This is a genomic window from Zoogloea oleivorans, assembly GCF_008107625.1.
Lineage (GTDB): Bacteria > Pseudomonadota > Gammaproteobacteria > Burkholderiales > Rhodocyclaceae > Zoogloea > Zoogloea oleivorans.
Genome location: NZ_SDKK01000048.1, coordinates 1 through 17,473 on the forward strand (window position 1 = coordinate 1; position 17,473 = coordinate 17,473).

Sequence of the window (17,473 nt, forward strand, 5' to 3'; positions counted from 1 at the left end):
ACCCTGCTGGCTTGCCACGAGCGCGCTTTCGAGTATTTCGGTGGCGTCCCCAAGCAGGTGCTTTACGACAACATGAAGACGGTCGTTATCGAGCGGGATGGCTATGGTGATGGCAATCATCGCCTAAACCCGCTGTTCCTTGATTTCGCCAAGCACTGGGGCTTTGTTCCCAAGCTTTGCCAGCCCTATCGCGCCCGTACGAAGGGCAAGGTGGAGCGCTTCAATCGCTATTTGCGCCGCACCTTCCATGTCACGCTGGCCAGCCGCCTCAAGATGAGCGGGGTTGAGTTGGACAAGGACACGGCCAATGTCGAGGTACGTCGTTGGCTGCGCGAAACGGCTAATGTCCGTATTCACGCCACGACCAAGGAACAGCCAGAGAAGTTGTTGAAGGCCGAACAACCCCACCTGCAAGCCTTGCCGCCCAGCTATACCGGCGTGTCGGTCCGGGAGGAGTCGCTGACCAAGCCTGCTCTCCATATTGTTACCCCGCTGCAACGCCCGCTGTCGTTCTACGATCAGCTGGTCGCTGCCGCCGCTTAAGGAGGGAGTCATGGATATTCAAGCAGAACGTATCCGCGCCTCCTGCGAGTTGCTGGGCCTTGATCGAGTCCCGGAAATCTACCCGGTGATCGCCGAAGCGGCGATCAAGGCCGAACAGGGGTTTGCTGATTTCCTCGAAGCACTACTCAAAGAGGAGGTCATTGGCCGGCAACAGCGTAGCCGAACCGTATTGACTCGACTTGCTGGGTTTCCTGTCATCAAGACATTCGATAGCTTTGACTTCAAATTTGCCAGCGACATCCCAAAAGCACGCATCCAGGAATTGTTCAGCTTGGCTTTTGTTGAGCGCACTGAGAACATCATGCTGCTTGGGCCTTCCGGTGTCGGCAAGACCCACCTGGCGATTGCCTTGGGCTACGCCGCGACGCAGGCGGGCATTAAGACGCGTTTTGTCAGTGCGGCGGACCTGGCGCTGCAACTCGCTGCAGCACAGCGCCAAGGGCGTCTCAACGAGGTAATGAAACGCAATGTGCTTGCCTACCGGTTGCTGGTGATTGACGAGATTGGCTACCTGCCGTTTGGGCGAGAAGAATCAAACCTGTTCTTTCAGGTCATTGCCAAGCGGTATGAGAAGGGATCGGTGATCGTTACGTCCAATCTCCCGGTTGGGCAGTGGGGCACTGCTTTCAATGGCGATGATACCCTGACCGCTGCCCTGCTGGATCGGCTCCTGCATCACGCCCACATCATCCAGATCAAGGGCGATAGCTATAGACTGAAGGACAAGAAAAAGGCTGGGTTTGTTGGCACACAAGGAGCCACAAACAACTGACTAGGCAGCACCCTGAGCCGTTCCGTGAAGGGCGGCTCAAGCAAGACGGCCTACGACCGTAACGTGCCCAATCCGGACGTTGGTATCGCAGTCGATTGCAGGTCAGCTTTCAACAGCAACCGGTCGATTGGTGTGAAAAACCCTAACAACCGCCTCTTCATCAAGAATCCTTAGCCAGAACTTGCTCGATGGCCCCGGCCAAAAGCATGGGGTCTTCGGCCCCTGCGACCATGAGCTTCCGTCCGACGACGAAGGTTGGCACAGCAGTCGCTCCCCAAGCCTTAGATTCCCTCTCCTGTTCCCGCACAAACTGATTGTCTTCATCGGAGTCCAAGTATTCGACGACGGCATCCTTGCTATAGCCGCACTCAACAGCGATGTTGGCAAGGACAGCTTTGTCACCAAGGTTCTCTCCGCGTTGGAACTGTCCGACCAGAAGCCGCTCTACCAGAATCTGCGCATCGCCGCTCTGTTGTGCCCAGTGAATCAGCCGATGCGCCTGGAACGTATTGGCCAGAACCTTGATGTCTTCAAATCGGTAATCCAGTCCATAGGCAGCGCCAGCGTCACGCACATGTTGGAATGCTGCTTGAACCCGTTCGGGGCCGCCAAACTTCTTCACGAGGTGAGGCAGGTAAGGCTCACCGTCAGGCGAGGTGCTTGGATTCAGGAAGAACGGGCGCCAACGCTTGATGCACTGAAAATCAGGATGCCTGCGCCGCACGGCCTCGAGGGCCAAATCGAGGCGGCGCAATCCTATGAAGCACCACGGGCAGACAACGTCGGAAACGATTTCAATAGTCAAAGGCTGCGACTGGCTCATGGGCAACGTCTTTCATCAATGAAATATCCGTGTGAGTAGTTTCTCTGTGCCTGACTTTGCATATCGTCTACCAGCCTCTCGGCAAGTGCTAGTAGCACTTCAGCGCGCTCCAGGCCATCGATGAATCGCCGGGGAATACCGGACAGGCCAACCATCGCGCCACTGAGAGCACCAGTTAGCATGGCACGGGCCTGGTTCTGTCCGCCGCCGTTCAGGGCGTGTAGCACGGCGGACTCGAAGTCGTCCGGGAAGCGGGCCGTCAGGTAGTAGGCAGCAGGAAACTGGTGATGGACCGCGCAAGGCAAGCCGTAGAGCACACTTACTTTGGAGGCAGGTTCAATGCGAATTGCCGAGTCGTGGGCTGCCCGGACAACGCCCGATGGTGTCACCAAGGCATCATGAGAAGAAAAGAACGCCTCCATACATGGCACACAGTCGGTGTTTTTTTCGGCCTCTACCCTTCCCTGAGCGGCAGCGTGGAGGGGTTGAACTGATGAATTGAAGCGGGAGATTCGCGTGTCGGCCTTGATACGCTCCATGAGTTTGTCGGATATGTCGGTATCCAATTGATGCCCTTCGACCAACATACCCAACACAGCACCGTAGGTGGTCGTTGTAGTTAGGACGTTACCGTTTGTTTGAGTTAGCGCTGTATTGGCAGTCACGGCCCAAGCCAGTTTGGCTGGATTGAGCGCATAGCGCACCGCAATAGCGATAATCCGCTCGGCTGCCTCGGTGTTATCAACATCGCTACCGAACTTTCCCCAGTCCAGCCCTTCCTGGAATCGATTACGCCAGGCATCCCGAATTGATTGGCTGGTATAGCCACCAGGGCCATTCATCGAGGTGCCGTCCAGTTGAGGGAAGAGCTCCGCATCCAGGCGTCGGCAAAAATCTGTTTCATCATAGCCACCACAGTCCACCAAGGAGCGTAGCGTCATCTCCAGCAGAATGCCGGACTGGGATGGCTGTCCGGGCTCGACTCCTTCGTGATAACGCCCAGGTTTGGGGCGCGTATAGGAGTCAATCCAAGGGCCGTAGTCGGCGACCATTTGGTCCAGGTCGTAGTACCAGTGAGGGCCAACGCCCAAGGCATCACCAATGAAAGCTCCCATCAGGGCACCTAGCGCCCGGTCGCGGAGTCCGTCCGCGGTGGCCGAAGACTTCACTTGCGTTTCCATACCGTAACCTCGCTTAATGTATGTTGGTGTTTGCGTCTCGTCTCGCGGATGACGAACGGGACAGATAACGGGTCTTCAACCAGGGTGAAATTACGGCCGAGGATTTCCTTCAGTCCGTCCAGAGTGCTGTGGGATTCGCCATCCTTTTTGAAGCCACCAATCCACTCGGCGCGTTTGGTGTATTCCTCCAGCCAGGTGTAGGGCGAGGCCAGCACCAGCAGGCCACCAGGGTTCAGGCGGTCGGCAACGGCATCAAGGAAGCGACGTGGCGCGTAGAGGCGGTCTATGAGATTCGCGGCAAGGATGAGGTCGAAGCCGCCGAAGATGTCCTTCAGGTTGCAGGCATCACCCTGCCAGAACTCTACCCGCTGAGCGGTTTCCGCCAGGCCTAGGCAGTCCAGGCGTCGTTCGTGGTAGCTGACCAATTCGCCCTCCTCTGGGATGGTGTACCGGATGGCACCGGTTTCGACCAAGCGGATACCGACCTGGATAAAGCGAGCGGAGAAGTCGATGCCGATAACTTTGTCAAAGGTTCCGGCCAATTCAAAACTGGCGCGGCCGGTCGCGCATCCCAGGTCGAGGGCACGCCCCTGAGTGCCGTTGCCGTGGCGACGATGGAAGTCGATGGCCAGTTGTGCCATTGTCTGGGGGAAATTTGGCACGCCGAGAGCCACATCACCGTAATGGAATTCCGCGTACTGCGACACCATAGTGTCCGTCTCATAGGCCGACACCGGGTTCGTCACAGGAGTGTCCGTCACCACGTAGCGGAAGCCGGCATGCTGGAAAAAGTGACGGCGAAAGGCATAGCGCGAGGCGTGGCGGGATTCATTCCCTGTGGCAATCCAGCTGCCGCCCTTGATGAGGTTGTGTCGGTCGTCAAATGTCGGGCTGGTGAAGTCATCGTAGATGGGATGGACGTCGAAGCCATCGAAGGGATAGGTCGGCGTTTCACACCATTGCCAGACATTGCCCACCACATCCGCCAAATCGCCGTGGATGAAGCGATTGACCGGGCAGCTCGAGGCCCAGTGGTCGAGATGCAAGTTGGCCGCGGCAGGTGCATCGTGCGGCACGTCGGCGAGATGTACGTGGTCATAGAGCCGGTTCCATTCGTCCTCGGTCGGCAAGCGCACTGGCTGGCCGGTTTCACGCGTTTTCCAGCGGCAGAAGGCACGAGCCTCCAGGCAGTTGGTTTCCACCGGCCAGTCCCAAGGCATGGGCACTTCCTCCGCCATCAGGCGCAGCTTCCAGCCATCTGCAGACGGTACCCAGAAGGTGGGAAACTCGGCACGCGCATAACGGCACCAGCCGAGGCCTTCTTCATCCCACAAGCTGTCATCGGCGTAGCCGCCGGCAGACACGAACTCGAGGAATTCGCCGTTACTGACCAAATAGCGTGCGGCTTGAAAGGCTGGCACCTCGGCCTGATGACGACCGTACTCGTTATCCCATCCGTAGATGGGGTCGTTGAAGTCGCGGCCAAGCATTACCCGTCCGCTGGGGATATTCACCAGTGTGTTGTTGGGGGCAGAACCGCTTTCACGGCAGGGCTGCCAATCTGGATGGGGTTTGACGTACTTCAAATTATGCTGGCGCATCAGTACCGAGGACGTTTCCAGGTGGATACGGTCGTGCTCGATACCCATTAGCACGGCCCAGAACGGGTCTTTCCAGCCAATGGGCAAGGAGAACGGTGTGTGCCGAATCACGCCATCAATCACCTCACGCGCTTTGTTGCGGTAGGCGCGCACTTCGGCGACCGTGGGCCAGTTGTAGCGGGCGTCATCCAGGTCGTCCCAGCTCATCTCGTCCACGCCGATGGCAAACATGGACTCCAGCCTGGGGTCGATGCGTTTATCAATCAGACCGGCGAGCAAGAATTTATTGATGAAGAAAGTGGCCGTGTGGCCGAAGTAGAAAATCAGAGGATGACGTAATGATATGGGCTTCTTGTAATAAGCCTCATCGCAAGACAGCACCTCGAATAGAGACTCATAGCGGTCAAACGTGGAATGGAAGTAGTGCAGCAACTCGACGCGCTTGGCCTCAACGTCGGTGCCGCCGAGAAAAGGGGTGCGTGGGAATAGGGATTTCACGGTGCTCATGCCTTCATCAAATTGGTGTTGAAGGCAGTGTATTGAGACACTTTACAATGGTAAAGTACGCACTTTATGGTGCCTATGGGCTTTCAATCATGACCGAGCGCAAGACGAATCCGTGCTTTAAGCAATGTCCATCCAGGCGCTTCATCGAATTGATTGGCGACAAATGGGCGCTACTGGTGATGCATGCCCTTGCGAATGGTCCGCGTCGCAATGGCCAATTGATGCAGGAAATCGAAGGCATCTCGCAGAAGATGCTGACCCAGACTATTCGTCGGCTAGAGGCGAACGGCCTGGTCGCTCGACATGACTTCCAGACGATTCCGCCTAAGGTCGAGTATACGATGACTGAATTAGGATGTTCTTTCCGAACCGTGTTGTCATCGTTGGATGATTGGTTGGATGAGCATGTGCCGGAACTCCTGATGCTCCCTGTTTGAAGGCTTTTTAGTCAAGTACGACCAGGTTTGTCTATCGCGGCGACCCCAAGCCTACGGCAGGTGTTCCCCGTAAGCTGACAATTGAATGACTGGTTTAAGAGGAGGCAGAGCGACCGCTTCTGGCCGACAGCAGAGGGAACCAAAACTACCCAACCAGAAAGATGCGGAAACCACCCCATGTGGGTCAATTTTAAGTTGATGACTGCTGTCTCAGTGGGTCAGTTCAAGATTGTTGTTGACAGCGCTGCCAGCCTGTATAGCCTGATCGGCTCGGCCAAGCTCAATGGCCTCGATCCCGAAGCCTATCTGCGGCATGTCATCACCTTGATTGCCGATCACCCGGTCAGCTGTGTGGAAGAATTGTTGCCATGGAACGTCGCCAACGCACTTCAGCTCGCCCAGCCAAGGGCCGCCTGAACACCGCCGGGCCCGCCCGCATTGAGGGACTGCACCTGCCCCACATCGAGGCCTTCCTCGAAGAGGGCGAGATCACTCTCGGCCTCATGAGCCCGGTCGGCTACGTTGCCATCGCGGCCGACTCGAGCAACGCACTGGCCATGCTCAAGCGCCGCTTCGGCGAATCCCTCCCCGATCTGCTGCTCAGGCTCGATGCGGCGATTGCCTATGCACTCAAGGAAGGCGACTTCATCGACGAGATCACCCCTCCATAGGCTGAAGAGCCATCAAGACGGCTCTGTTCGGACGCTTACGCACTTCCTACGCCTCGATTGCTCAGATCGATGATGGCCGTATGGGGTTCGAGAGCACCTTTGATGTCCTGTATCAGGATCGTCGCCTGTTTGATCTGCTCGGCGACAGGCCGCAATGTGTTGGTCACCTGCTGTTCAGCCGCCGATGACTGCTTTCGGCTTCAGGCGACACCGGCCCAGCAAGATGGCACTGAACCGACTAGCGCAGCCGCATCCCTGAGCTTCAAGGTCAGATGGATTCACTTGGCACTTATGCTCATTCAAGCCGACAGTAGCAAAACATGCACAGGCACCTGCAATGCTCCCGCAAGACGCTCGATATTATCGATAGATATATTGCGCACTTGACGTTCTACATGCGCAACAAAAGTTCGGTGCAGACCTGCCGCGAAGGCTAGATCCTCCTGAGACCATCCTTTTGCCCTGCGAAGCCGAATGATGTTCATCGCAAGGAGCCCACGCGCAGTAGGCGCGTTCGGTGGCAAGGATAATTCCCGAAGAGACATCAGCTCAGTCTCTCGGGTTGCTGCTTTTAAGTCAGCCGTGTTTACGTCACAATTTTAACTTGGGATGAAAATCCGTCCCAGTCTGAACTTTCAAGTTCTCTTTTTATCTCCGGCCAATCCACTTCGATTGGCCTGTCTCCGTTATGAAAGCCCGCCATGTTTGTGACTGATGATTCCGCTCACCATCCCTTTGCCACCAGATTGTTTGGCGACGGTCGGAATATATGGAGGGCTGTCAGCCTCGCGACGCACAACGAATGGTTTTACGTGAGTTTCGACGTCAAGACCCCTGAGGGTGTGTTTGGTGAAACGTTCTTGATTTCTAAGCCAGCGGACGATCTACTCTCATTTGTTGACCAGCCGCGTGAAGATGCGATCACCATCACGGATATCCAACTCGTCAGCCCTCCTCACGTGAATGGCTCCGATCAATGGAGAATGGAATCGCTCGTCCGGATTTGGCGCAACCCAGAGGACGCGTGGTCGATCATCTATGATGTCGCCAACGGCAATCGATACTGCACAGTCACCCAAAAAGAAGCGGACAAGGCAGAGTTTGAGCTGTGCCGGGAATTTGCGTTCGCTCACCAACCTGAGCCGACTCAGACCTGAACGATCAAGCGCTACCGGCCTGAGAGATAAACATCTGGTCCTGCGCTGCAAGCCGTTGTAGTGAACCAGGGGCAGCGACCAGCTCGGTTGATTAGGCTGCTCCATCCCCAAGCTCGAAGCGCAGAGGCCTACCCAGCGCCACACTGGCTCTGGCGGGTCTCACTTGTATCGCGCTCGTCCAGAAGGCGATTCACCACCATGCGGCGGGTGTGCATCCGTACTGGGCGGTCTTCTTGATGCCCGTGCCAATCGCCTTCCGATCCTCGACTGTGAGTTCTCGCTAAGCCAGTTGTGTATTCCACGCCAAAACAGCCACCCATTCCGACACAAACCCTTCCACGGATTCCGATCAAAAGTCGGCCATCTTTGGCCCCACATCACGCGAATACTCCGCCCTGCGACTGTATGAGCAGGTTGGAGACAAGCGCTTGCCCCGTCAGCGTCTCCATGTAGTCCGCCGGCCTACCCCCTTCTAATGCGGGAACCGGCTGCTCCAGCCACTCGCCGATCCACCGGGCCGCATCGAAGTCCTTCGGCCCCCCCGAGTCCTCTACCATGACTGCAACCTGACCGATCAGACGGGCCAGCCCGATCACACGCTCGGACTGCTCCATAGAGAGCATCACGCCTTGACGGGCCTGTCGTCTGATGGATGCGTCAGGCAAATTGAGCATGCCCAGCAGCCGCTCCCGCGAGACGCGCATTGCGACCGCGAGCTCGGGGATGCGGGAAGCCGACACCCCGGCACGGATGAGGCTGACGCGCTCGGCGGGTGAAGCGCGATGCAGGCTTTTCGCGAATGCCACAGTGTCGGGCTCCAAGGTCATCTCCGCTGCAGTCCAATCAGCCTCATGAAGGACACTCCAGTAGCACCTCTGCTACGGTGGGATCCTCCCACTCATAAACACCACGTGACGTCGTCCAGATGAGCGATCCTTCCTCCAGACCGCGAAGCGCTGCTAGCGTCGAAGGGATATCAATCTCTGCGTTGGCCGAGGACGACACTTCGGCCAATGCTGCGTGATACCTCGTAAAGGTGGTCGCCTCGAATGGATGATAGTCCGTACCGCTCTCGGCAAACACGCGCAGCACGGCAGTTTGAAGCTCAGTAAGCGTCTGCAGGGTGTGCAGGATCTCGGTCGTTGCCATCATGATCTGTTCTTCAACGGCCGCGGCAAAGCGGCTTTGCAGATAGGCAGGTGTACCTTCGATGTTGAGCCGAAGCTGGTCTGCGGCTACGTCCAAACGCTCAGGCTGCCAGCCCGCCTTCTCGAACAGCCCCCAGACGGCATCAGGCTCCAGTGCTCCTGGAAGGCTTATATTCGCACAGAACCGCTCGACGTAATCTCGGTTCAGATGGGGGAGTGCAACGAGCGGCGCTCCATAGAACGCCTGATCCACACTGCCTCGTAGCATGGCCAACTTGCCTCCATGCGTTCCGGAGAACACCAGACGCAGACCAGAGTGCGCGGAACTGTTCAGTTCATCGCGGGCGGCTTTCAGGGCAAACAGACTGTCCATACCAGCCTGGCTGGAAAGCACCTGCTGTACGTCATCAATAACGATCACGACGAGGCACTTCACCTCCTCAGAGAGGGCCGCGAGCGTCTGGGTCAGCGTGACGTCCTTCCCGATCCCGATGCGTTCGAGCGAGAAATTTATGCTGCCCACGCTGTCGTCAGCGATGCCAAGGCTCGTAGTGGTTCGCTTGACTGCAGTCTCGCGCTTGCCCAACGCACTGCGAACCCCCTTGGCGATCATCTCGCCAGGGTCAATCCTGGGATCCGCTGACAGGGGGATGGAGATAACGACCACTTCGCGACGTTCCAGCGCGGGCAGCAAATCCGCCCGAATGAATGTCGACAGGCCCGTGCGCCGGGGGGCCACCAAGAAGATCCCGGATCGCGACGCAGAGGTCGGTGAGTTGTCCAGAATCCGATCCGTCAGCCGTCTGGCCAGCTCGGGACGATGGAAAACCGACACCGCTGTCATTCAGTTGCACCTGGGAGAGGATGAGGGATTGTAGCCCTCGGCTCAGGCTTTTCAGGGGACCAGCCGTCCGCACGTAACAATGGCCGCGTCAGGTCGTGCCTCCCGGTTGCACTCATCCGCTGCTTTCTGTTATGTTGTCGTTTTATCCATTCTGGAAGGCGGTGCGCCGTGCCTGCCAAGTTGAAGCGTTCCAAGCTACTCGCCCCCGCCGGGGAGAAAGCGAAAGCAGTATGCAAGTCGCTCGGGCTGGATCAAGCGATCTTTTGAGGGCAAATTGCCACCACCCAGTCGGGCGGCTCCTGGTATGAGTCCGGCAGCAAGGCTCCTGAGCCCGTACAGTACCTGCTGCGCCTTGCTTGCGGGACCGAGAAGCAGGCCAACGCTCTACTCGACTTCATCCGCCGTGCCAAACCCTACCTGACCGATGTCAGCGACGAAGAATGGGCCTTCGTCGCGCCTTACCTGATTCTGTTTCCGCTTGACGCCGGCCAGCGTCGGCACGATCTGCGCGAAGTGTTCAACGCGCTTCGCTATGTCGTGCGCACCGGCTGTCCGTGGCGGATGTTGCCCAACGACCTGCCGCCTTGGTCGCGCGTGCATCAGCAGATGCAGCGCTGGTTCAAGGCCGGCTGCTTCGAGGCCATCGTGCACGACTTGCGCATGCTGCTGCGCTTGGCTGATGGGCGCACGCCCCATCCATCGGCCGCCGTTCTGGACAGCCGGACGCTGCAATCGACTCCCACCAGTGGCGCCCGGGCCGGCTACGATTCTGGAATTCAGGAAGAAGGAAGTCTTGGTTCGCCAATTCGAATCCGGCGAACACTGGTTCATTTCCTTTACGGCCATAAATCTCGATGGCGCTGATGTGCGACTCCGGGACAATCCCGCCCGCGGATTGAGCCGGCAGGAGGTGGGGATTGGCGATACCGTAGGTTTCCTCGACCACGAGCATCGCCAGCGCAGCGCGCCAGATCATGCGTCTCAACGAAAAGACCGTCACTCTCATTGCCGACGACCAGAAATGGAGTGTCGCCTATGCCTTGCTGCATCGGGTGGTCGATTCCACTGCAGCAGAACCCATCGCCGGTCAGATCATCAAGCGCTGACACCCGCAAGGTGGCGCCGATGGACGCTTGCGATGGGTTTGCCGGGTGCTTACGAAGTCGAAGCGCGTGAGGCCGCTCATTCAGAAGCCCTAAGCCACGCGAAAAACAGGCGCGAACTGGAGTTCTTCAAGGTTGTCGTTTTTGTTTTAGTAGCGTCAAAAACAGTTCTGACTAAAAACAAAATATACAAAAAAATACGGGAAGATTGCATAAGCACTTACAACAACCGGAGAACACCGAATAATCCATTTAATCCCGCTAAGTGTCCGCCGATCCCGCCTTCTAAAGGTACGTTTTCGTGTTTTTGAAAAAGGGTCGGGGCCACATCATTGCATTGCGCCACCAAAGGCGTGCCAGAAAATGGCTTTCAGGTGCGCATGCAATCAGCCGGGTTTTTGGTCAAAAACGGCAAAAGTTATGCATAACCGTATATATACTCTAGTAGAGAAGTATCCCATTGCTGTTTCAAATGGCGAAAACGGAGATCTCGACGGCGACTTCGATGGAATAGATTGGCGCGATATAAAAATGCTTGGTAGAGGTCTTGTCGATGCCCTGACTTCCATGGGGCTAATGGCGCCTGACGAGTGCTATATAAAGACATCTCTGTGCCGAGATTCGCCGGGCAATTTAGTTTATCCGGCCATCAAGATTTCGACGTCGTGTGACCTTCCGGATCAACTTCGAGTAAGAATAGATGCGATCTGCTTTAGGTACGCGCAAGGGCTCACCACTAAAACATCCCACGCGTCAAGCCAAGATCTTCTGGACGACAGTCGGCTACAGGTTCAACTGACGACGGACGAGGAAATGAAACTAACCCAATGCGTCCAGAAAACGTTACTTTCCCTTCCAGTTCGACTCAAACACCCCATAGTGATTGATGATCATGACAATGAGTCCATTGTTATAGTCGAAGGGAAATTGAGTGCCCGCCCATCCAAACTTGTCGGCCAGACAGTAAGGCGGGAAGTTCAGGGGATTATCGACAATTTAGGATTTAGCGACTTCGCAGTGCGAATTCTGGATTTGGACGGCGTTGCAATTAACGGCAACTACAGCAACCACAGCGAATTAGACCAATTTTGGAAATCGATGCGTTCAAGAGATATGTTCAATTTCGAGGTGTGTGACGTCATTGACGACGTCGGCAAGCGCACAACAACTATTCGCAGAGTGCCTCCTCGGGTGAAAGAACAGACCCTACGATAAGGCATATACAAAATTCGGCCGAGTGCCTGATCGCGTGCTCGGACTCTTTAAAAACCAGCGCAACTCGTTGCTCGACTTTATATATGCCGGCGCGAACAAGATCGATTTGAGGAATCGACGATTTCCCCATTGACTCGAGTTCAAAACCATACTCTGAAGCAACCGAAAAAATCTCGGATGAACATTTCTTAGTCGCTAAGACTCGCAACTGATCGTTCTTTAGCCCCCACCAGGCCAGGTGGCTCCGTAGGGTGGTGAAATGCTCGGCTTCCCACATCACGACTTGGCGTGATGTGGTGATCAGATTTTCAATTGGCGCGCCGCCCGGCAATGCCGACGATTCGGCAAACCGTTTTTCAGCGTAGGTAATCAGGTCATTCCAGCCAGATTCCGGAATGCGGGTGAGTAGCGTTGCGAGCGCTGGCATGCCTGAAAGGCTGTCCGGCAATTGAGCACGCAATGACCTGGAGAAGCGAAAACTATTCGCTACTCTATTGAGCGTATCATCAAGTTCGTTAGCGATTGCACAGTTGAATTTTAGCCGGTTAGCCGCCGCTTCACGCTCATATCCTCTAGCCCGAAGCCGGAGGTACATGAGTGCGATGGCTGGACTAGGAGGCGAAGCGACTGCTTTTTCATTTATGTTTGCTGGGCAATAGGGTGGAAAACTATCCAGGTAGACAATCCCTTTTATTTTGGAAAACGTTTCTGGTGAAAGTCGGATCAGCTGACTGCTCCATAGGTCCAGCAGGTGAAGGTAGTACATATGAGTAGTCCCTGCCTGCCCGTGGCCAAGATAGCGTTCAAGGGCTGGAAGCATTCTGCGCGTGCCTCGTGAGCTTCCAAGCAGAGTCTCTGTTTCTAAACAGCCCACATGACTTGCGGGGGTTCTGCTCACCGCATCTACACCAAATAGCTGGGCAGCGATGATATTGGCAATTGAATGCCGTGCGTGGTGCAGCGTGATATATGGATTTCCGGTAACCCCGCGCAGCGTCGCGATGACCCGACTACGCAGATTCGCTTTCGCAGCACGATCGGTTGCAAAATCACCAAAGATCGGGGTGTCAACGTCACTCCCGACATGCGCCTCCAATTGCGCGAGACGCTCCTCAATGAGTTTCGTTTCGTTTGCGGTGACCGAGGCGATAAGGGGAACTAGGCGAGATGAAGTTCGCTCGGTTTTCAGATTCTTTAGCCGGTTGTGTCGAACTCTCAGATACGGCAACGCCCCCTCCCAAAACCACTCGTTTCGCAAGAGGCCGAATGCCTCGCCGCTCCTAAGGCCGAACCGATAAGCGAGCAGTAGAAGTAGAGCCCCTTGGGCCCCATAGTCTTTGTCCTGAATCCCGTGCAGGCTTTCAAATGCCCGCAGATATTCTGCCTCGCTGAAGAAGCCCGGACGTGCATTCACAATTTTTTGGGCGCTGGGGATTTCAGTCCAGTCAGGATCTTCCATTGGCATTTGCCGTGCTAACCAGGCGTGAAACTCCTGCAGGCGGCATCGACTGTACTGCTGAGACTTCAGCGGCATTGACGAGATAACTTCCGAGTACAAATCGGTCAGGTCGTCCTCGTCGAGTTGGTCGAGTCGCACATCGCCGACAAGTTCAGAAAACGGACGAGAGAGCGCACTGACATATCGATCTACGGCTGAGAGGGCGAGTTGATCCCCACCGCGTTTGCGCCGAGTCAGCAACTCCCCGCCCCACATAGCCAAAGCACGCACAGCATGAGGGGCAGTCTCCCCCGCTCCGCGCACTAGCTCACGTATCCGGTTTGCGAGCGTCGATCGTTTCACCCGGCCGACGGAGCGCCCCGAAGGGGGGAGCGAGCCATAGACTTCGCGTACTTTTGTCAGCAGTTTTCGGCCTGCAGCCTGGCGGACGTCAGCAGAGAGACTCCCCGTCGGAATAAGCATTGCGCCATCAATTTCGGCTACCTCCGCATCGAAACTCTCCGTCTGAGCTCCATATGCGCTGAAGTCCCTAGAAAATCCCTCATGCAGTCTAGTGAAGTCATACCAGGTCATCGAATATGATTCGACTCGACCCGAGAGGTAGCCTGCAACGATTCCTGGCAGAGTGATCACATTGGCCTGGTCGACCAACATTGCCAATCTTTCGATCAACTGGGCAACCGTTGTGAGGGATTTTCCAATGTTGAAATGTCGACACAATTCAGCGGCAGCGGGCTGCAGCGCGGGATCGACAAGTCGGTTACCTGCATTGATCGCTTGGTCGAAGTTCCCTATTGCACCAAGAAGGCGTGCGGTGGCGTTATCGATCTCAATGCGCCTACACAGCGCATCAGCCCCCGCCTCCCGAATGTCACCTCCCGTTTCAGCTCCGATTTCTAGGTAATGACGCTTTCCGAAACCGATGACCCGGTAGTTGCGCCCCGTCAGAAGCGCCTTAAGCGTCTGAAGGTCACAGAATCGGCTCTTAACGACGAGGCGAATGACGCCAAGTGTGAGCGACCGTCTGATGGCTCGTCGGGGGTTATGTGGCTCAATGACAAAATTCAGTACATCACAAAGATGGCTGAAGGCTTCGAGGGCGCCGGCTGCTTCTTGGGTAAACTGTGACGGTTCGCTCTCAAGCGTTAGGTATATACGTTTCAGCCGAACCGTACGTGGATGTCTGAGTTGGGCTCGGTCGAGCCCACGCATCAGGACGCTATAGCGAAGTGGACCGAGCGGATGAGGTAAGCCTTTCCCAGTAAACAAAAGGGTCTGAGCCAAGCTATCGAGTTCGTCGGCATTCAGCTCTCCCAGATCCCGCGCGCCGCAGGTTTGCTTGATTATCCCCCGGGCGCATTCGACAGCGACACGCACGCGCTCGAGCCGGTTGGCCTGTCGTTCCGCACGACCAAAGAGCTTCTGCCGATCAGTGCTCGTGTCAGCCGGACGTAGGCCATTTAATTCTGACAGATCAGATGACGGCACTAGCGCGACCGGGGAAAAACCGAGATCAGCAAATGTCTGATCGAGGATTCCCCGAATGTTCGTCATGTCCTCCAACCACACTCGTGGTGACCTATCGCTGTAAGAGACACCCCCACGTTCGGCATGCCCAAGGAGTCCATCGATGATTTCAGGGTCGACCCCGTGGTAACGCAGTCGGGTTGCCAGACGATGCCGAAAATGTCGCAAAGGCAACGGCCACCGAAATAGACCTTGCTGCTCGATGAAATGCTCATTGACCGGCGACCAAGCCAAAACATCCCCATCCCGACGTAGCGAGAAAAACAGTGGGATTGAGGGGGTAGCATCACGATCAGCACGTGCGCTGACTCGCTCGCCGAACTCAGAGTCCCCAGCCGCCGATATCCATCGCCCTAGCTCCTGGATGTAGGGAAGGTAAGCCGTGGCTATGTAGTCACACAGAGCCATTGGCACCGGCACCAGTCGCCCGTCGCGGGCCTTACCACTTTGCTTGTCCGCAACAAACACGAAGTGGTGTTTGAAGTCGAAATCACGCCGCGACTCAAATGCAGCACGTACGGGGCGAACCCCTGTAGCAGCGTGCAATGCCACCACAATGTAGGCAGTCAGCGCATTATGAAATGCGATAACGCCGCCTCTCCGAGCATCCTGAAGCCTCAACCCAGCATCACGGATCTCAAGACGAAGCTTCGACTCAATGGGGTCGAGCCTGCTTCCGAGAGCATTGCCGTCCGGCGGCTCGATACTCGCCAAAGGCACATCGGCGGAGTTCAGGATCTTGAATAGCTCACCACCGCTCCAGCTTGGGTATGAAGCAGCACCAGGCAAACCCGAATTAGGGTGCCTGCAGAACAGTCTGGCTAAAATGGCATCATCGGATTCGTTATAAAGCGCTTGTGGGAGCGCCTGCGCAAGCATTCCCCCCGTGAGACGACGTGCAATCGGCTTCATTGCGGGGCCGAAACTGCTCAGGACAGACTGCCTCTCCAGTAACTCCCCGAGCGTGCTTGCTGCTGGCCTTTCAGCCCGCCATCGGTTCAGTGCCGTTGAAATGGAGGATGGGAAAGTGATCTCATGCTTAAGCGCCAGCGCGCGAATCCAGGGCGTCGCAGAAGGTGCCGGGCTCCACCCGCTATCGGGGCGAGCAGGCAGTCGGGTCAGCCCAGTGGGCGAGACCGTCCACTCCTCCCCGCAATCCGGCCCCAATGCCATATCGAGGGTTCGTCGAAGCGACCGACCTGTCTGTAGAGCAATCCAGACAGCGGCTGCCAGTCGTTGGGCACCTTCATCGTTTCCAAGAAGAGCTTCGCTGATCCACCGTTCCAGTGCCCTCACTTCACTAGGCCTTGGTCGATTCACACTCCAGGGGAGGAAGTGGTTGTCCTCCACGCTGGCCAGGATCACCGATGAAGCGTGGCGTCGCTGCTGGGCAAGTGTCGCGTCCTGTGGAACGTCCGCAGAAAATATCGAGTTTCCGTCCACCTCTCCTACAACTGCAGCAGGGCTGGGGCCATCGAGGTCGTCCATGCCGTCAAGCAGAATGGGGGTAAAGCTTCGGCTCCACGGACGTCCGGCCGGGGGGAGGTGGGACGACAGCCCTGTAACCGACACGGCATCCGGCGGAAACTCCCGCCTCGCCACGTGGGCAAGGCTTTGCAGAAACGGGCGAGCGCTCTTGTCCAGCCCAGGATCACTGAGATCATATTGCGCCTTGTTATCAATATGTTGTTCGAACGCGCTGTAACCTTGAGCGCCACTTGTCAGCTGCTCCGCCAAGCGCAACCATTCGTTCACTCCGTCGCCCGCAAGACGGAGTCTGTCAGCGACATACCGAAGATAGCGGTCGTACAGCAGATTTTGTGTCGCACGCTCAAGCGCATGGATCAGCCCCCAGAGGCGAAACCGTTCAAAATATTGGTAGAGGCCTTGGTTGGTGCGAGCGTATGGATTCCGCGTGGCCAACAAGGCGAAGATGTAGAGTCTCTCCAGTGAGAAACCCGAAAAACGAATCCGGGCGGTCTTTGCTTCCGGCAGAGGCTGGTACTTAGACAAAATCGCGTCCGCCGTTAACAGGCGTACCGCGAGTTCATAGAGCTGCGCAGCGTTACTACTCTCGGCAGACCACAGGCTCAAGATATCAAGTACATCAGCCCGAACCAGATAGTGGAGCACTGTGCCGATCGCACCCGGACGTTCCAGTGCCATCGTTGCATCGACAACGAGTATTAGGCTATCAAGAATGTGGTTCGCTTCGGCCCAGGTTGCGAGCTCATCCCACGCTTTGGGAAGGAGGGCAAGGATCGGATTGCTCGCACGTTCGTCGTTCGGCAAGAGCGATTCCGGGGTGCTCTGGATCGGGTCAGAAGAGGGCACAGCGGTGTCTCGGTAGGCGGGAGGCTGCGCGGGACTGTAGCACAAGACTATGCCATACGCCGCTTTCTAACGACTGTGGGCACTTCTGTACTTAAAACATGCACAGAGCTAGCCTTTCCTCCGAAGGTTC

14 protein-coding genes and 3 pseudogenes are annotated in these 17,473 nt (G+C 56.5%); 10 read left to right on the top strand and 7 right to left on the bottom strand.

Annotation, left to right across the window (positions count from 1 at the left end; genetic code table 11):
- Together istA and istB are read left to right on the top strand one after the other, a co-directional pair.
- The coding region (istA, locus tag ETQ85_RS24935; RefSeq protein WP_222862306.1) for an IS21 family transposase at positions 1-543 on the top strand (543 nt) is incomplete at its 5' end.
- A gap of 10 nt (positions 544-553) precedes the next feature.
- A complete protein-coding gene (istB, locus tag ETQ85_RS24940) occupies positions 554-1,336 on the top strand; it encodes an IS21-like element helper ATPase IstB (protein ID WP_148581709.1) in 783 nt (260 codons plus the stop codon).
- Positions 1,337-1,496: 160 nt separating this feature from the next.
- On the opposite strand, the gene ETQ85_RS24945 is transcribed toward istB, so the two are convergent.
- The 3 genes from ETQ85_RS24945 to ovoA are packed head-to-tail and all read right to left on the bottom strand — an operon-like array spanning position 1,497 to position 5,448.
- Positions 1,497-2,159, bottom strand: coding sequence for a DsbA family oxidoreductase (locus ETQ85_RS24945; protein ID WP_148581710.1), 663 nt, complete (start codon positions 2,157-2,159; stop codon positions 1,497-1,499).
- Positions 2,156-3,274 (bottom strand): ADP-ribosylglycohydrolase family protein, encoded by a 1,119-nt coding sequence (locus tag ETQ85_RS24950; protein WP_246128908.1) that lies wholly within the window; start codon positions 3,272-3,274, stop codon positions 2,156-2,158. The genes ETQ85_RS24945 and ETQ85_RS24950 overlap by 4 nt, the downstream gene beginning before the upstream one ends.
- Positions 3,275-3,324: 50 nt before the next feature.
- The gene (ovoA, locus tag ETQ85_RS24955) at positions 3,325-5,448 is read right to left on the bottom strand and encodes a 5-histidylcysteine sulfoxide synthase (protein ID WP_246128909.1); all 2,124 of its coding nucleotides are present in this window, start codon (positions 5,446-5,448) and stop codon (positions 3,325-3,327) included.
- 89 nt (positions 5,449-5,537) lie between these two features.
- On the opposite strand from ovoA, the gene ETQ85_RS24960 reads away from it, so the two are divergent.
- The 3 genes and pseudogenes from ETQ85_RS24960 to ETQ85_RS24970 all read left to right on the top strand — a co-directional run bounded on the left by ETQ85_RS24960 (position 5,538) and on the right by ETQ85_RS24970 (position 6,556).
- Complete coding sequence (locus tag ETQ85_RS24960; RefSeq protein ID WP_148581712.1) at positions 5,538-5,885, top strand: winged helix-turn-helix transcriptional regulator; 348 nt, start codon at positions 5,538-5,540, stop codon at positions 5,883-5,885.
- A gap of 237 nt (positions 5,886-6,122) precedes the next feature.
- Positions 6,123-6,302: pseudogene (locus ETQ85_RS24965) on the top strand (transposase domain-containing protein); the annotation flags it as partial.
- Positions 6,254-6,556 carry a hypothetical protein gene (locus ETQ85_RS24970; RefSeq protein WP_148581713.1) on the top strand — a complete coding sequence of 101 codons (303 nt, stop codon included), beginning with the start codon at positions 6,254-6,256 and terminating at the stop codon, positions 6,554-6,556. The pseudogene ETQ85_RS24965 and the gene ETQ85_RS24970, both read left to right, overlap by 49 nt.
- A gap of 299 nt (positions 6,557-6,855) precedes the next feature.
- On the opposite strand, the gene ETQ85_RS24975 is transcribed toward ETQ85_RS24970, so the two are convergent.
- On the bottom strand, positions 6,856-7,101 hold the full coding sequence (locus ETQ85_RS24975; RefSeq protein ID WP_148581714.1) for a helix-turn-helix domain-containing protein: 246 nt from the start codon (positions 7,099-7,101) through the stop codon (positions 6,856-6,858).
- A 156-nt stretch (positions 7,102-7,257) separates the two neighbouring features.
- Here ETQ85_RS24975 and ETQ85_RS24980 point away from each other — a divergent pair, with 156 nt between their 5' ends.
- Positions 7,258-7,713 carry a hypothetical protein gene (locus tag ETQ85_RS24980; protein WP_148581715.1) on the top strand — a complete coding sequence of 152 codons (456 nt, stop codon included), beginning with the start codon at positions 7,258-7,260 and terminating at the stop codon, positions 7,711-7,713.
- Between the two features lie 377 nt (positions 7,714-8,090).
- On the opposite strand, the gene ETQ85_RS24985 is transcribed toward ETQ85_RS24980, so the two are convergent.
- The gene (locus ETQ85_RS24985) at positions 8,091-8,534 is read right to left on the bottom strand and encodes an antitoxin Xre/MbcA/ParS toxin-binding domain-containing protein (RefSeq protein WP_187394865.1); all 444 of its coding nucleotides are present in this window, start codon (positions 8,532-8,534) and stop codon (positions 8,091-8,093) included.
- 28 nt (positions 8,535-8,562) lie between these two features.
- Positions 8,563-9,705, bottom strand: a complete 1,143-nt coding sequence (locus ETQ85_RS24990) for an ATP-binding protein (RefSeq protein ID WP_148581717.1) — start codon at positions 9,703-9,705, stop codon at positions 8,563-8,565.
- A 273-nt stretch (positions 9,706-9,978) separates the two neighbouring features.
- Here ETQ85_RS24990 and ETQ85_RS27545 point away from each other — a divergent pair.
- The 4 genes and pseudogenes from ETQ85_RS27545 to ETQ85_RS25000 form a co-directional block, all read left to right on the top strand.
- Positions 9,979-10,050, top strand: a pseudogene (locus ETQ85_RS27545) (helix-turn-helix domain-containing protein); the annotation flags it as partial.
- A 51-nt stretch (positions 10,051-10,101) separates the two neighbouring features.
- Positions 10,102-10,497, top strand: a pseudogene (locus tag ETQ85_RS27175) (transposase); the annotation flags it as partial.
- A gap of 182 nt (positions 10,498-10,679) precedes the next feature.
- On the top strand, positions 10,680-10,811 hold the full coding sequence (locus ETQ85_RS27335; RefSeq protein WP_281283134.1) for a hypothetical protein: 132 nt from the start codon (positions 10,680-10,682) through the stop codon (positions 10,809-10,811).
- Between the two features lie 417 nt (positions 10,812-11,228).
- Positions 11,229-12,023 carry a hypothetical protein gene (locus ETQ85_RS25000; RefSeq protein ID WP_148581719.1) on the top strand — a complete coding sequence of 265 codons (795 nt, stop codon included), beginning with the start codon at positions 11,229-11,231 and terminating at the stop codon, positions 12,021-12,023.
- On the opposite strand, the gene ETQ85_RS25005 is transcribed toward ETQ85_RS25000, so the two are convergent.
- On the bottom strand, positions 11,977-17,301 hold the full coding sequence (locus ETQ85_RS25005) for a site-specific integrase (protein ID WP_148581720.1): 5,325 nt from the start codon (positions 17,299-17,301) through the stop codon (positions 11,977-11,979). The two genes, ETQ85_RS25000 and ETQ85_RS25005, sit on opposite strands and share 47 nt — an antisense overlap.
- Positions 17,302-17,473: the final 172 nt, after the last annotated feature.

Coding starts and splice junctions, on each gene's coding strand:
- istB (WP_148581709.1), top strand. CDS start 554: ATGGATATTCAAGCAGAACGTATCCGCGCCTCCTGCGAGTTGCTGGGC.
- ETQ85_RS24945 (WP_148581710.1), bottom strand. CDS start 2,159: ATGAGCCAGTCGCAGCCTTTGACTATTGAAATCGTTTCCGACGTTGTC.
- ETQ85_RS24950 (WP_246128908.1), bottom strand. CDS start 3,274: ATGGGAGCTTTCATTGGTGATGCCTTGGGCGTTGGCCCTCACTGGTAC.
- ovoA (WP_246128909.1), bottom strand. CDS start 5,448: ATGAGCACCGTGAAATCCCTATTCCCACGCACCCCTTTTCTCGGCGGC.
- ETQ85_RS24960 (WP_148581712.1), top strand. CDS start 5,538: ATGACCGAGCGCAAGACGAATCCGTGCTTTAAGCAATGTCCATCCAGG.
- ETQ85_RS24970 (WP_148581713.1), top strand. CDS start 6,254: ATGGAACGTCGCCAACGCACTTCAGCTCGCCCAGCCAAGGGCCGCCTG.
- ETQ85_RS24975 (WP_148581714.1), bottom strand. CDS start 7,101: ATGTCTCTTCGGGAATTATCCTTGCCACCGAACGCGCCTACTGCGCGT.
- ETQ85_RS24980 (WP_148581715.1), top strand. CDS start 7,258: ATGTTTGTGACTGATGATTCCGCTCACCATCCCTTTGCCACCAGATTG.
- ETQ85_RS24990 (WP_148581717.1), bottom strand. CDS start 9,705: ATGACAGCGGTGTCGGTTTTCCATCGTCCCGAGCTGGCCAGACGGCTG.
- ETQ85_RS27335 (WP_281283134.1), top strand. CDS start 10,680: ATGCGTCTCAACGAAAAGACCGTCACTCTCATTGCCGACGACCAGAAA.
- ETQ85_RS25000 (WP_148581719.1), top strand. CDS start 11,229: ATGCATAACCGTATATATACTCTAGTAGAGAAGTATCCCATTGCTGTT.